The following is a 13,121-nucleotide window of genomic DNA, read 5'->3' on the forward strand; positions in this document are numbered from 1 at the left end:
GAACCTCGTGCAACCGCGCCTGCACCGATGGCCAGTCGCCCCCCTCCGCGTCGGCGAATTCCCGTTTCCAAGTCGCGTGCAGCGCAGCGATCTCGGGGTTCCGAAGCGCCGCCGACCCCTTGCCCGCCTCTACGGCCACAACATCACGAATGCGCGCCACCACATCGGCGATCCGCGACCGCAAGCGCCCCTGCACGTCCGTGAACCGCGAGGCATTGACCAGCATCGACGCATGGCCAGCCTGCTGCCCGCGCGCATTCCGGATCGCCCGAGCCACGATGAAGGCGCGCACGGCCTCGATCAGACTGCCGGGCAGCACATCGACCGGATGGTCGATCTTGTGCTTCATCGGCAGCACGTCCTCGTTGTCGTCGATCAGTCGGATGTGCTGATCGCGCGCGTCGAGGAAGATCTTCTGCGCCCCGAAATAGTTCGATGGCGCATCCAGCCCGATGATGAAATCCCGGGGAAACAGGTCCTGTTTCAGCGCTTCGTCATCGGTGTCCGGATCGATGAAAATGTTGGCGAAGGGCGTCGCGGTGTAGCCGACATAGCAACTGCGATGGAACAGCGACAGCAGCTCGCGGATCTGGCTGTTGATCCGCGTCACCTCGTCCCGCTGATAGGCCGTGTTGATCGAGGCGTTGTCGGCCTCGTCATCGATCAGCAGCATGGGCTGGCTGACCATCTGCGTGCTCTGGTGAACGGAATGTTCTTTCAGCCACTCCAGAAGGTTCTTCAACGTGCTGGAGTTCTTCTTGATCACCAGCACCACCGGCACGTTGATCTGGCTCAGCTGCGCGGTGAAGGTGGTTGCCGTTGCCTTGTTGAAATCGCGCAGAGTGTTGGTCAACGACACCGGAAATTCGCGCTGATCGAACTGTCCGACGCCGATGATCTTCTGCCGTTGCGCCTTGTTGGCATGGGCCAGCCGCCCGGTATCCCGCCCGATGAAGCCTTCGTCGATCCGCGCCTGGGTCTGGTTGCGCAGATTGTTGTGGATGCCGGCGATCACGACGATCAGCCGGTAGCCCGCATCCGCCGCCTTGCAGATCAGGCCGGTATAGTTCGCGGTCTTGCCGCTCTGGACATGCCCCACGACCATGCCACGGCGGCTCCAGGGGCTCAGGTTGTTCGGGTTGCCGAGGCGGTCCAGCACCTTGTCCGTGACCTCGTCCGTGCCGTCGATCACCGACTTGGGAAGCCCCTTCAGGCCCAGAAGCTTGCGATACCGCCCCCAGTAGAAATCCCCGACCTCGCCATTGATCCGCGCGTCATGAAGCCAGGGTTTGAAATCCTCCGCATCCACGATGGCGCCGAGCCCCATGCTGATGCCGTATTTCTCCTCGATCAGGCGCGCCAGTTCCTCGGCGTCTTCATCCTCGATCTTGCCCGCGAACATCGGGGTTTCGCGCAGTTGGGCGATGATGTCGCGAATGGACTGCGCAGTGTGGGGCCCCGCCTGGGACGCCATGTACATGGACGTCATGCCCTCGAGACTGCTGAGAAGCGGGGTCATTGCTGCTCCTTTTCTTCAAGCGTCGTCGCGATGATGCGCTGAGTATCGTCCCAGGCAGACCGAAACGGATCAACATCCTTCATCAAGGCCATGATTTCCTTGATATCCTTTCGCGCACCCATCAGAACGGAAAGGGTCGCCTGAACAGCCTGTGCAAGGGTGTCTTCGTCCACCCGATCAGGCACGATCTCTTCGGCCGTCCCGGCCATGTCGGCGTGAAGCGTCTCGATCGGCAGGGACGCACCGACCAGAGCGATGCAATTGAAGAAACCGCGGCGCAGGTCTGGCGGCAGACTTTCGGCAAAGTCCGCGAAAGCCGGATGCTCGACGTTCGGCCTGTAACGGATCTGCCCCTCGGCCTGGATGCGATGCCACATGGGCAGACGCTCGTGATCCACCAACTTCTGACCGCGCTTGCGGTAGGTGCGCTTCGATCCGTCCTGAATCCGCTCGATGACCTTCTTGAGGCGGTCCCTGACGATGGGCGGCAACTGCGCGGAGGATTTCTTGACGTCGATCTTCCAGTCAGCATCCATGCTGTTGGGAATGTCGATCCTGACCCGCGACAGCTTGGTCAGTTCCGACTGACGGCACAGGCCGAACCAGGTCCCATACAGGATCAGCCTCTTGCCACGATAAAGATAGAAGCCTTGCGACTTCAGGTGGCCCTCCGGTCCGGCAATGTCTTCCCAGTCCGTCTTACCCATCTGCTTGTGGTGCGGAAGGGTAAAGCTCTGGATTTCAACATCACCCCGGATCAGCGAGAGACGCTCCTCGGGGTCGGGAATTATTGCCGGGTTTTTTCGGGCAAATGGATCCAGAGGCGGAAGCACCCGGCCATTCAGCGAAATCGAAAGCGGTTTTGCATCTTCCATGAAACGGTGGAAGACGAGACGCAGGTGCCGCTCCGTTTCGGCAATGCGCTGATTGATCACCTCGGCCCGCTTTGTGGCGTTGTGGGCATACCCGCCCGACAAGCGATCAAGCTTTTCCCAAAGAACGAGGGTGCCGGTTTCTCCCAGCTTTTCGACCTCGGGAATTCCCGAAACGTCATCCGGCAGCTGCACAGCCCACTCGTTCCGCTCCGCGACATCGTCGAGGTCCCAGACAGCCGCCGATGTCCTGCCATCCCTGCGCGACACGACTGTCAGCCGCCGGCATTGCGAAAAACTTGCGCTCTTCATGCCAAGACCGAAACGGCCCAGGTCGGGCTCATCCCGTGATGCCAAGGGGTTGCGGCTCCCCGGACGCATGGCCGCTATCAATTCTTCTTCTGTCATTCCGCCCCCATCATCGATGATGGCGATATGGGGCTCGTCCGCAAAGGTCTCGGTCACGATCCGGACGCGACGCGCTCCCGCAGTGATCGAATTGTCGATGACATCAGAAATTGCGGTCTCGAGGGAATAGCCGATATCCCTCAAGCCCTCGATCAATGAGGCTGCATGCGGAGTTGCATCGGCGCGACGTGTCGAAACAACTTCCTGCATGCTATCCTTCGTTTATCCAAGCTTCTCAACAACTTTGGCGGGAGGATCTCGATATTGCAAGGTCTTCAGAGCTGTAGTTTGCCTTGGTTTGTCAGCGCAGCATGGACAAGACCCGCGATCTGCCGCGCGAGAAACGGTGGCACGGCGTTCCCTACCTGCACGTATTGCTGCGTCCGGTTGCCGAGGAAAAGATAGTCGTCGGGGAAGGTCTGCAGACGAGCAGCTTCTCGCACTGTCAGGCTGCGGCACTGCATGGGGTCCGGATGAATGAAGTAATGACCATCCTTCGAGATGTGACTGGTAATAGTCGTGGAGGCCTCACCTGCCAGTTGGACCCGGAAACGGTCGTTGAATTTTCCGCTGTCCCAGTTCTTGTGGTCTGGGCTAATGACATAAGGGAAATCGGCTGCTTTCGGGCTGTAGCCATGCACGTTGCCGAACACGGCCGCGAAGAGGTAGCGGCCAAGGTCCGGCGCCATGTGCCCTCGTGTTTCGTGCTGCGCCAGCCCGCGCAGTCCCGGCCTTTCCAGCCACTGCAGCAGAGCGTCGTTGGCGGTGCTATACGCCTCGGGAAGTCGAGACACCGAGCGAGCCTTTGGCCCTCCCACTTTCAGCCGTTTCGCGACATCCTTGAAGCCATCCCTGATCGCCGCATTGTCCTTGCCGCCATGCAGCTTGCCTAGCAGCCGCGCAGAATTGATCACGATTGCCCGCCATTCGTCCGGGTCATCCCGACCCCGGCTGATCCCGCTGCGCAGCATCGGCATGTTCCCGATCACGTCATTGACCGTCCGGGCAACATCCGACACCGCGATCTCGGCAGCGCTTGCGCCCTTGGCGAGATCGGAGCGAATCCCGATGATGATGACGCGGTGACGCCGTTGAGGTACGCCGAACCGCTCGGCCCGCACGATGAAGTCGGATGGCTGCGCGGCCTCGCGCAGGCTGGCCCTGCCGTCTTCGACATGGATCGCGCGCAGCTCGTATTGGTGGCCATTGCCCGTGCCGAGCGATGCCAGGTCCTCCATCAGCATCTCGAACACGAGACGGCTTTCGATGGTCGAGGAGAGCATGCCCTTGACGTTTTCCATCACGAAGGCCGCCGGGCGCAGGCGGTCGAGGACGCTGATGTATTCCCGGAACAGGTAGTGCCGCTCGTCCTCCTCGGGCACATAGCCGACCTTCCCCTTCGAACGGGCGCGGCCGACAAGCGAATAGGCTTGGCAGGGTGGCCCGCCGATAAGGATCGTGTCGTCGTAGTCCCGGCGCAGGCTCGTGATGACTGCGTCTATGGCCTTGCCCGCGTCCTCGGTCCCGAGTTCAAGGCAGAGCGCCTCTGCCTCGGCCTGCGCCCATGCATTGGCGTTAACCGCGTGCCAGTCCGGTTCGTCCGAAAGCCCGGCATGGAAATCGGCGAAGGCTTGCGGCAGCGTTCCGTGCTGCGCGTGATGTTCCCGCAGGAAGGCCCGCAGCCTGAGTGTCCGATGCGCCGAGGTTTCCTTTTCGACCGAGATGCCGATGTGAAAGGGGGCGTGGTCACCCGCCTTGACGCAGGAGAAGCCCTCGCCAAGCCCGCCAGGACCGGCAAACAGATCGACAATGCCGAATTTGGCTGGCAAATCAGGGACCTCTCGTCAGGGGACTGATGCCTGTATACTAGGTGAGAGGGACGATGCCAGGAGCCAAATGGCAGATATTGTCAACAAGGAGATCCGTTCCCGGATGATGTCGGGAATACGCGGCAAGGATACGCGGCCCGAGCTGTTGCTGCGCCGGGCCCTTCACGCGCGCGGGTTCCGCTACCGGCTTCACCCCAAGACCATGAGCGGCCGACCGGATATGGTCCTGACCAAACACAAGGTCGCCGTTTTCGTGCATGGATGCTTCTGGCACCGACATGAAGGCTGTCGATTTGCATCGACGCCTGCCACGCGCCCCGAATTCTGGGCGGCGAAGTTCGCGGCCAATATCCGGCGCGATCAGAAAGTCGTGGCAACGTTGTCGGATGAGGGCTGGCGGATCGCGATTGTCTGGGAATGTGCGCTGAAAAAGCAGGCCAATGCTGATCTCACCATCGAGCAATTGGCGGATTGGATACTCGAAGGCGGATCTTTCATTGAAATTGGCAGGAATGATTGTGGATGCTGAAGTGCCCAAACAGACCTTCAAATTTTAACTCTAGTCTAAGCGCTATTTCATACGGAATTTTGCTCGTACGCCAAGTTAGTTTTAGATCAGAGTTAAATGATAATTGGGCTAAAGTGAAATATCAGTGTTTATTTGGAGGATTGCGGTTCCCACGTCATTTGGTCGGACTTCTCACTCAAGGGAGGTCAAGAAAAATATAGTCTTTTTGATCATGTCTTGAGGTTTGATGAGAAAAAGGTTCTTACGATTGTAGTCTAACTCACGAGTTCAGAACAACTGCTCAAGCTGGTGGGAGTATTCTTCACACGAAACGTTATGATCGACGCATAATTTGATTATCTCGGAAAAAGGCCAAGATCGGAAGATCAAACCTTACCTTGTTCAGCCCCTCGGCCATCAGTTGCACCGGTGAGGCATGGATATAGACAGACGCAACCTCTTGTGGGGCGTGGCCAGAGATCATTTTCGACAGCTCGCGTGGAACGCCCGCACGAGCGAGTTCAGTCGCAAGAGTATGCCGGAAGCTGTAGAAGACTTTCTGCTTCGTCTTGATGCCAATACCTACGAGAAACGTATTGTTGAACCAGTCGTTTACCTTGTCGGTTCTCCGTGCCCATTCAGGGAACAAGTAGGTTTCGTTCTTTTCGCGCAGTCGATGCACATAATCCATGAGCCCGATTGAGATCAGATCGTCATGGATTGGCACCAGGCGCTTGCTTCTTTGGTTCTTTGAAGCATCCGCGAGAAAGAAAACGGGTATGCCTTGTTCCTCATAGATGTTTGTCAACGGCATCCTGGCCATTTCTGAAGAGTTCCGCACTCCTGTGTAAAGCATGACGAGCAACGCCCACTGATTGGTCCCATAAGTGCTGGGGTCTGAGAACATCTCGTGACCAAAAATCAGATTTCGCTCATCCCGAGTGAAAGGAAGATAAGAAGGTTCCCGGTGAACTTTGCTTCCAGTGTCTACTCGAATCCCCTGTGCAGGATTCACTTCCAAATGCCCGTTATTTGAAGCCCATTGCAGAATACTAGACAAATGTGACAGCCATTTCATGTTGATTGTCTTTGGCGCGAGCGTCGCGTGCGGTTTACCTAGTTTTGCATTCGCCTTGATCGCCTGCGGTAGTGTCAGGCCAGGAAACCGCATTGTATATCGATTGGGCGTGTTCAATAGAGCATTCTTGTAGTCGATTACATCCTTTTTTGAGATTTTGCGCACTGGCACGTCGGTTCGCATAAACTCGTTAAACATACGGACGGCATTCTTGTGCTCTTCCATTGTTTTCGCAGCCAAGGTGCTACCACCTGCAGTTCTTTCTTTGTGGAATGCCTGTAAAGCGCCTGACAGTGTCATTCCCGATACTGCGCGCCCTTGGTATCCAACGGATTGAGTCGGTTCGACTTCCGGCTCCGTCAGCAGTGGATCTTGCGGTTGTCCCCCGTAATCTCCAGCGTCCCGCTCGATCGTGCGCTCCAAGGCTTCGATCTCTGCGCGCATCAGCGCAAGCCCAAGATCAATCCATTGAGTTGAACCCGGCCCGCCCAAAAGCTTCTGGGCAGACGTGAGGCGTCGCAGGTCTGATTCAACCAGTTTGGTATCTCGGGCTACGAGGCCAGAACGAAGGGCATCAAGCCTGCGTTTGCGCAAGCGAGCATCGTGATCTCGCGCACCACGCATCAGCTCAAGATCTGTCATGGCGTTGATCATCGGAGCGAAGCCATTCGAGATGCTGATTTCGCCCTTGTCGATCCTTTCGTAAATCCTCTGCTCCTCGGCAGCGATCACATCGGGGGTTGGCATTGCAGACCGCTTCTGAGAGTCGACTGACAGTTTGCTTTGATAGTGGGCTTTTGCCAGCGAAGAGAGATGTGGGGCAGGAGCATCTCCGCGCGTCGCAAGCTGCTCCTGTGCCTCTTCGATACGTGCGTAGAATCCATTTATGATACCGACAGCCAAGCGTTCTCTCTGTCTGGTGTCGTTCGGCAAGCCGCGCTCCACGAGTTCTCGAACGCCGATGATGTCCCGCAATTCTTCCGGAACCGTAACACGGACCACCCATATACCACGCACCTTCTGGACGTGCTTCATACCTACCTCTAGGGGCTGATTTGTAGCTGAATTTGTAGCAGATTTTGTAGCATGCGCCCTTGGAAACTTGGGGTTTTGTGCATTTTCAAGGCGCTAAGGGGGTGTAAGGTGAGAGGCTGGACAACGACCCAAGCGGGGCTCGTTACGGCTGCTTCCTTCCGGACCTGACCGGGTTGGCGAGGTGCTCGCCCGCGCCAACCTCTCGAGGCTTGAGATAAGGGAGGTCTGCGCGAATTGCAAGCCAATGGCCTTTGCGAATGCGGCCTCGTGCATTGTTCTTTTCGCCGTCGCGTGGCAATCGCAGTCCATGGCAGGAGTTGAGGTGTGCGATGCGCAGCGCGGAACAGGTGACTTTTGGCGGCTCGGGCTTGGATCGTGCGGCAGAATTGCGGGGGGATATCCCGGCGCTTGCAACCCTTCTGCAGGACGCGGGGTCGCGGACAATCGTCCTGTGGAAAGGCAAGCCGTTGGTCGATCAATCACATGGCGGCTGCACGCTGGTGCGTCTGCCGCTGAATCATCCGATTTTGAAAGAGGCCCGCAGCGCACCGATTCTTCTTGGGCGCGAAGACGGAGCGGCACGGTTTGCGCATGATGTCTCGGATTGGACCCCGGACACGGACCTGAGTGATGTGGGGGCGTTCATCGACCGGAGCGTCCAGTCGCATCCGACTTTGCCGCAGGAGCAGGGATTTGCGGAACTGCGCAGCATCATGACGGCGCTCAGCGCGCGGGATGCAGAACTGGCGGCAACCGCCAAGGCGATCATGAGCTGGCACGAGTCGCATGGGTTCTGCGCGAAATGCGGCGCGCCGAGCGACGTCACGCAAGCCGGCTGGCAGCGGGTGTGTCAGGCCTGCGGGGCGAGCCATTTTCCCCGTACTGACCCGGTTGTGATCATGCTGATCACGCATGGCAACAAGGTGCTTCTGGGCCGCTCGCATGGTTGGCCGGAAGGGATGTATTCCTGTTTGGCGGGTTTTGTGGAGCCGGGCGAGACCATCGAGGCGGCGGTGCGTCGCGAGGTTTGGGAGGAAGCTGGCGTGCGCGTGGGGGAGGTGAGATACTTGTCCAGCCAGCCTTGGCCGTTCCCCGCCTCGCTGATGTTCGGGTGCCACGGTATAGCGACGAGCGAAGAAATCACGATTGATCCGCATGAGATCGAGGATGCGCTGTGGGTCAGCCGCGAAGAGGTCATGGATGCACTCGCAGGCATCAGGCAGGGACTCTTGCCCGCACGTAAAGGGGCGATCGCACATTTTTTATTGCGGAACTGGCTTGCCGATACGCTGGAATGACGCAACTCTAAGGAAACGTGAGGCGAACAGGGGCACGCCGATGCAAGTGACGGGTACCGAGGATTTAGCTGCTCCGATCGAGCATGTGTTTGCAGAACTGACTGCATTCGACGCGATGGAGCGCCAGGCCATGCGGCGTGGAATCGAGGTGCGACGCCAGTTTCGGGGGGCGGCCCCGTCTATCGGCGACGGATGGGAAACACAGTTCAAGTTTCGCGGGAAGCAACGGACAGCGAAGATCACGCTTCAGGCTTATGATTCACCGAATATGGTGCAGTTCGGGGGGGTGTCGGGAGGATTGGAGACAACGACCCTGATCGAATTGGTGCCGCTTTCACCGAACCGGACCCGGGTCAACCTCGTGTTCAAGATGAGCCCCAAAACTCTATCCGCGCGACTGTTGGTGCAATCGTTCAAATTGGCGCGGTCCAGCATCAACAAGCGGTTCAAGGCGCGCATCACTCAATATGCGCGCGAGATCGAAAACAGGGTGGTCAAAACCGCATGAGCTTTTTCAAAACCGTTGGTGCCATCGCGCTGACCCTCTTGCCTGTCACTGCGACAGCGCATGAATTCTGGATTGATCCGGTGGAATACGCGGTGCCATCCGGGGGGACCTTGGTGGCCACTTTGCGGGTTGGCGAGAATTTTGCCGGAGCCGAACAGTCCTATCTGGACCGCAACTTTGTCCGCTTCGACATGCAATGCGGCGGCATGGTCGATCCGGTCCCGGGCCGCGCCGGGGACCGTCCTGCGTTGAATGTAGCTGCCCCTTGGGACGGGTTGTGCGTGATCATCCATCAGACGAAGGACTACACGCTGACCTACAGCGTCTGGCAGAAATTCGTGAATTTTGTCGAGCACAAGGATTTCGAAGGTGTGCTGGACGAGCACGCGGCGCGCGGATTGCCCGAAACCGGGTTTATCGAGCTATACAGCCGTTATGCGAAAAGCCTGATCGCGGTGGGCGATGGTGCGGGGTCCGATGCCGAGGTCGGGCTGGTCACCGAAATCGTCGCCGAAGCGAACCCCTACACAGACGACATCTCGGGCGGTTTCCCGATCCGTGTGCTCTACAATGGCGCGCCGCGTGCCGATGCTCAGGTGGAATTGTTTGCACGGCCTCCTTCGGGTGAGGTCGAGGTGAGTCTGCATCGCACAGACGCCGACGGCCGGGTCACCTTGCCGGTGCAGCCGGGCTATTCTTACCTCGCTGATGCCGTCGTCCTGCGACCGATGGAGCCGCAGGCCGAGAAAGATCCCGTTTGGGAAAGTCTTTGGGCGTCGCTGACCTTTGCCGTGCCGGAGTGACCGGCACGCGCTTTATTTGCCGTGCCAGTCGAAGAAGCCGGGGCCTGCACGATCCAGCAGGGTCCGCGCCAAGGCTTGGCCCATCGAAACGCCATCGGCGATTGCACCGCTGATCTCATCGGTATGGGCGTCCGAACCGTCGGGGCGGAGCACTTCGCCGCGCAAACGGAGCGTGCCCCCGTCGAGTTCGGCCAGACCGGCAATCGGTGTTTCGCAAGACCCGTCAAGAGCCGCGAGGAATGCGCGTTCTGCGGCCAGGCGCTGACCTGTCGGGGTGTCATGGATCGCGGCCAGCATTTCGGCGGCGCGTGGGTCATCGACTCGCCGCTCGATCCCGATAGCACCCTGCGCCACGGCGGGCAGCATGTCGGCGGTTTCAATGGCGGTCTTGGGAACCTCATCCATCTTGAGCCGGTTGAGGCCCGCCATAGCAAGGAATGTGCAGGAGGCCACACCGTCTTCGAGCTTTTTCAGGCGTGTTTGCAGGTTGCCCCGGAATTCCACCACGTTGAGGTCGGGGCGGCGGTTCATCAACTGTGCGCGGCGGCGCAAAGATGAGGTGCCCACGATTGCGCCAGACGGCAGGTCCGCGATCTGCGTCACATTGTGCGAGATAAACGCGTCGCGCACATCTTCACGGGGCAGGTAGCAATCAAGCATCAGTCCCGCGGGCTGGGCGACGGGCATGTCCTTCATCGAATGTACCGCGATGTCGATACGGCCTTCGAGCATCGCTTCTTCGATTTCCTTGGTGAACAGACCCTTGTTGCCGATCTCTTTCAGCGGGCGGTCCGCATCGATCAGCGTGCGGTCGTCGCCCGTGGTCTTGATGACCACGATGTTGAACGCCTCAAACGGCAGGTCGAACGCCTTGGACAGGCGTTCGCGGGTTTCATAAGCCTGAGCCAATGCAAGCGGAGATCCGCGGGTGCCGATGTTCAGGGGCTGGTCGGGTGTGGGCAGGTCAATCGTCATGAATCGATCTTTATGCGTGTAAACTTGTCCTGACAACCATGCTTGTCTTGACATATGCTTTTCTACGGTTGATCCGAGGGGCATAGACAAGGAAAGACCTGATGAGCCAGACAAAAACCATCCTCCGTGCCCTTGCGGGCGAAACTCTTCCGACCCCGCCGATCTGGATGATGCGTCAGGCTGGACGATACCTTCCCGAGTACCGCGCGACCCGCGCGCAGGCCGGGGATTTCCTGTCGCTGTGCTACAATTCGGAGCTTGCGGCCGAGGTCACATTGCAGCCGATCCGCCGCTACGGGTTCGATGCAGCGATCCTGTTTGCCGACATCCTTCTGCTGCCGCAGGCGCTGGGTGCGGACCTTTGGTTCGTGACGGGCGAAGGCCCGCGTCTGTCGACGATTACCACTCAGGCCGAGTTCGACAAGCTGGGCCGCGGCGAGATGATTCACGACACGCTGAATCCGGTTTACGAGACAGTGCGCATCCTGCGTCGCGAACTGCCCGAGGAAACGACGCTGATCGGGTTTGCCGGGGCACCGTGGACCGTGGCGACCTACATGATCGCGGGCAAGGGGACGCCGGATCAGGGGCCGGCACATGCGCTCAAGGAAGAGAACCGCGCGCTGTTTGAGGCGATTCTGGAGCGGCTGACGGAAAGCACCATCGACTACCTGTCGGCACAGATCGATGCCGGGGCCGAAGTGGTCAAGATCTTTGACAGTTGGGCGGGATCGCTCAAGGGCGACGATTTTGAGCGGTATGCCAAGTACCCCGCCAAGGTCATCACAGAAGAGATCAAGCGCCGTCATCCCGGCATTCCCGTGATCGCTTTCCCGCGTCAGGCAGGGGATGGCTATATTGGGTTCCATGCGGCAACTGGGGCCGATTGTGTGGCGGTCGATGACAGTGTGACGCCCGAATGGGTGGCCGAGCATGTGCAGCCCGGTGGCTGTGTGCAGGGCAACCTGGCTTCGCATCACATGGTGACAGGTGGTCAGCAACTCGTGGATGAGACCCGCAAGGTTGTGGATGCGCTCAAGAACGGACCGCATATCTTCAACCTTGGTCACGGGATCACTCCTGACGCAGACCCCGAGAACGTTCAATTGATGATCGACACGGTGCGCGGGGCCTGACCCCGCCAAAACCCGTCAACGTGTTTTGCACCTCCGGGACCGGAGGTGTCAGGGCACGTGGCTGCCGGGACGCGTGGGTCCGATGACCTTGCCCTTCTGGCGTTCGCGCAGGAACACGAACAGACCTGCGCCAAGGATCATGGCGCAGCCCGTCCAGATCGCGGGCGTCGGCCATTCGGCAAAGATCAACCAACCCCAGAAGATCGCGAGCGGCAGCCCGATATATTCGAACGGCGCGATGCTGGCAGAGGGTGCCATGCGGTAGGCGGCAGTTATGCAATAAGCGATGATGCCGTTGCAGACGCCGGTCAGCAGGAAAAGCGGCCAGTCCTGAGCGCTGGGCCAGACCCACGCCCTGAACAGGAAATGGAGGCTGGGCGAGTCCGGGCCGGGATCGACTTTTCCGTCGCCCACGATCAGGAAGAACAGGCTGGAGACCAGCAAGAACATCAACTGGTTGTAGATGGTGAGCGCGGCGGCGGTGCTCTTGACACCCAGCGCACGGGTCAACACGGCCATCGACGCATACAAAGCCGCTGCGATCACCGGTAGGGCAAAAAGCCATGGTGGGCCATAGATTGATGCCTCGCCCCACGGCTCTTGCATCACGATCACCCCCATGAAGCCAAAGACAATTGCGCCAAGCCTTAAGGGACCGACCTTTTCCTTGAGGAACACAAAGCTGAACAGCGTGATGAACAGCGGTCCAACAAAGAAGAGCGCTGTGGTCAGGCCTAGGGGCAGAACCGCGAGTGAGGCAAAGAAGGTCATGTTGGCGGCTACCAGCGTCAGTCCACGCAGAACATGCAGGCCGGGACGATTGGTACGCAGCAGGGATAAACCGCCTTCGCGGTGGAGCATCACGAAAGAGAACAGGATCCCAATAGCGGTGCGGCTGAACACGATCTGGTGCAGAGGATAGCCGCCCGACAATGCCTTGATCAGCATATCATTGATCGAAATGGCAAAGACGCCAATGCAGATCAGCGTGATGCCACGGGCTATGTTTGCGTCAGACTGGGCGTTCATGGGTCAGGCATAGGCCCAACGATCCGCAAGGTCAGGTCCAAAAACGACGTGCACATCGCATGCGTTCTGGCGCACGACTTTCGCCATTGCGTCTGCGATGCGTCGTATTAGGTATGCCGCCTG

The 13,121-nt window shown here is 59.0% G+C and carries 11 protein-coding genes and 1 other RNA gene; 5 read left to right on the plus strand and 7 right to left on the minus strand.

The window, feature by feature from the left end:
* The 3 genes from ACMVPR_RS00005 to ACMVPR_RS00015 form a co-directional block, all read right to left on the minus strand.
* Positions 1 to 1,519: Z1 domain-containing protein (locus ACMVPR_RS00005; protein ID WP_416881176.1), on the minus strand; the 1,519-nt coding region annotated here is incomplete at its 3' end.
* A complete protein-coding gene (locus ACMVPR_RS00010; RefSeq protein WP_416881177.1) occupies positions 1,516 to 3,009 on the minus strand; it encodes an ATP-binding protein in 1,494 nt (497 codons plus the stop codon). The genes ACMVPR_RS00005 and ACMVPR_RS00010, both read right to left, overlap by 4 nt.
* Before the next feature lie 65 nt (positions 3,010 to 3,074).
* Positions 3,075 to 4,628 (minus strand): DNA cytosine methyltransferase, encoded by a 1,554-nt coding sequence (locus ACMVPR_RS00015; protein WP_416881178.1) that lies wholly within the window; start codon positions 4,626 to 4,628, stop codon positions 3,075 to 3,077.
* Positions 4,629 to 4,695: 67 nt separating this feature from the next.
* Between ACMVPR_RS00015 and ACMVPR_RS00020 the strand changes: the two genes are divergently transcribed.
* Entirely contained in the window at positions 4,696 to 5,157 is a 462-nt protein-coding gene (locus ACMVPR_RS00020) for a very short patch repair endonuclease (RefSeq protein ID WP_416881179.1), read from the plus strand.
* A 313-nt stretch (positions 5,158 to 5,470) separates the two neighbouring features.
* On the opposite strand, the gene ACMVPR_RS00025 is transcribed toward ACMVPR_RS00020, so the two are convergent.
* Both ACMVPR_RS00025 and ffs read right to left on the minus strand, forming a co-directional pair.
* Positions 5,471 to 7,249 carry a tyrosine-type recombinase/integrase gene (locus ACMVPR_RS00025; protein ID WP_416881180.1) on the minus strand — a complete coding sequence of 593 codons (1,779 nt, stop codon included), beginning with the start codon at positions 7,247 to 7,249 and terminating at the stop codon, positions 5,471 to 5,473.
* A gap of 106 nt (positions 7,250 to 7,355) precedes the next feature.
* Positions 7,356 to 7,454: signal recognition particle sRNA small type (ffs, locus tag ACMVPR_RS00030), an RNA gene on the minus strand.
* A gap of 124 nt (positions 7,455 to 7,578) precedes the next feature.
* Between ffs and nudC the strand changes: the two genes are divergently transcribed.
* From nudC to ACMVPR_RS00045, 3 genes are read left to right on the plus strand one after another with little or no spacing between them, the layout of a single operon-like run.
* Positions 7,579 to 8,547: an NAD(+) diphosphatase gene (nudC, locus tag ACMVPR_RS00035; protein ID WP_416881181.1), complete on the plus strand. Its 969-nt coding sequence runs from the start codon at positions 7,579 to 7,581 to the stop codon at positions 8,545 to 8,547.
* A 40-nt stretch (positions 8,548 to 8,587) separates the two neighbouring features.
* Positions 8,588 to 9,055, plus strand: coding sequence for an SRPBCC family protein (locus ACMVPR_RS00040; RefSeq protein ID WP_416881182.1), 468 nt, complete (start codon positions 8,588 to 8,590; stop codon positions 9,053 to 9,055).
* Positions 9,052 to 9,858, plus strand: coding sequence for a DUF4198 domain-containing protein (locus ACMVPR_RS00045; RefSeq protein WP_416881183.1), 807 nt, complete (start codon positions 9,052 to 9,054; stop codon positions 9,856 to 9,858). Before ACMVPR_RS00040 ends, ACMVPR_RS00045 begins: the two co-directional genes overlap by 4 nt.
* A 12-nt stretch (positions 9,859 to 9,870) precedes the next feature.
* Here the strand turns inward: ACMVPR_RS00045 and hemC are convergent, their stop codons facing one another.
* A complete protein-coding gene (hemC, locus tag ACMVPR_RS00050; RefSeq protein ID WP_416881184.1) occupies positions 9,871 to 10,833 on the minus strand; it encodes a hydroxymethylbilane synthase in 963 nt (320 codons plus the stop codon).
* A gap of 101 nt (positions 10,834 to 10,934) precedes the next feature.
* On the opposite strand from hemC, the gene hemE reads away from it, so the two are divergent.
* Entirely contained in the window at positions 10,935 to 11,969 is a 1,035-nt protein-coding gene (hemE, locus tag ACMVPR_RS00055; protein ID WP_416881185.1) for a uroporphyrinogen decarboxylase, read from the plus strand.
* A gap of 48 nt (positions 11,970 to 12,017) precedes the next feature.
* On the opposite strand, the gene ACMVPR_RS00060 is transcribed toward hemE, so the two are convergent.
* Positions 12,018 to 12,998 carry a DMT family transporter gene (locus ACMVPR_RS00060; RefSeq protein WP_416881186.1) on the minus strand — a complete coding sequence of 327 codons (981 nt, stop codon included), beginning with the start codon at positions 12,996 to 12,998 and terminating at the stop codon, positions 12,018 to 12,020.
* Between the last annotated feature and the right edge of the window lie 123 nt (positions 12,999 to 13,121).

Source organism: Marivita sp., from assembly GCF_048006345.1.
Classification (GTDB): Bacteria; Pseudomonadota; Alphaproteobacteria; order Rhodobacterales; family Rhodobacteraceae; genus Marivita.

Excerpts from the sequence above, each read along its gene's own strand:
- nudC (WP_416881181.1), top strand. The coding sequence starts at position 7,579 with ATGCGCAGCGCGGAACAGGTGACTTTTGGCGGCTCGGGCTTGGATCGT.
- ACMVPR_RS00020 (WP_416881179.1), top strand. The coding sequence starts at position 4,696 with ATGGCAGATATTGTCAACAAGGAGATCCGTTCCCGGATGATGTCGGGA.
- ACMVPR_RS00025 (WP_416881180.1), bottom strand. The coding sequence starts at position 7,249 with ATGAAGCACGTCCAGAAGGTGCGTGGTATATGGGTGGTCCGTGTTACG.
- ACMVPR_RS00045 (WP_416881183.1), top strand. The coding sequence starts at position 9,052 with ATGAGCTTTTTCAAAACCGTTGGTGCCATCGCGCTGACCCTCTTGCCT.
- ACMVPR_RS00060 (WP_416881186.1), bottom strand. The coding sequence starts at position 12,998 with ATGAACGCCCAGTCTGACGCAAACATAGCCCGTGGCATCACGCTGATC.
- ACMVPR_RS00010 (WP_416881177.1), bottom strand. The coding sequence starts at position 3,009 with ATGCAGGAAGTTGTTTCGACACGTCGCGCCGATGCAACTCCGCATGCA.
- hemE (WP_416881185.1), top strand. The coding sequence starts at position 10,935 with ATGAGCCAGACAAAAACCATCCTCCGTGCCCTTGCGGGCGAAACTCTT.
- hemC (WP_416881184.1), bottom strand. The coding sequence starts at position 10,833 with ATGACGATTGACCTGCCCACACCCGACCAGCCCCTGAACATCGGCACC.
- ACMVPR_RS00040 (WP_416881182.1), top strand. The coding sequence starts at position 8,588 with ATGCAAGTGACGGGTACCGAGGATTTAGCTGCTCCGATCGAGCATGTG.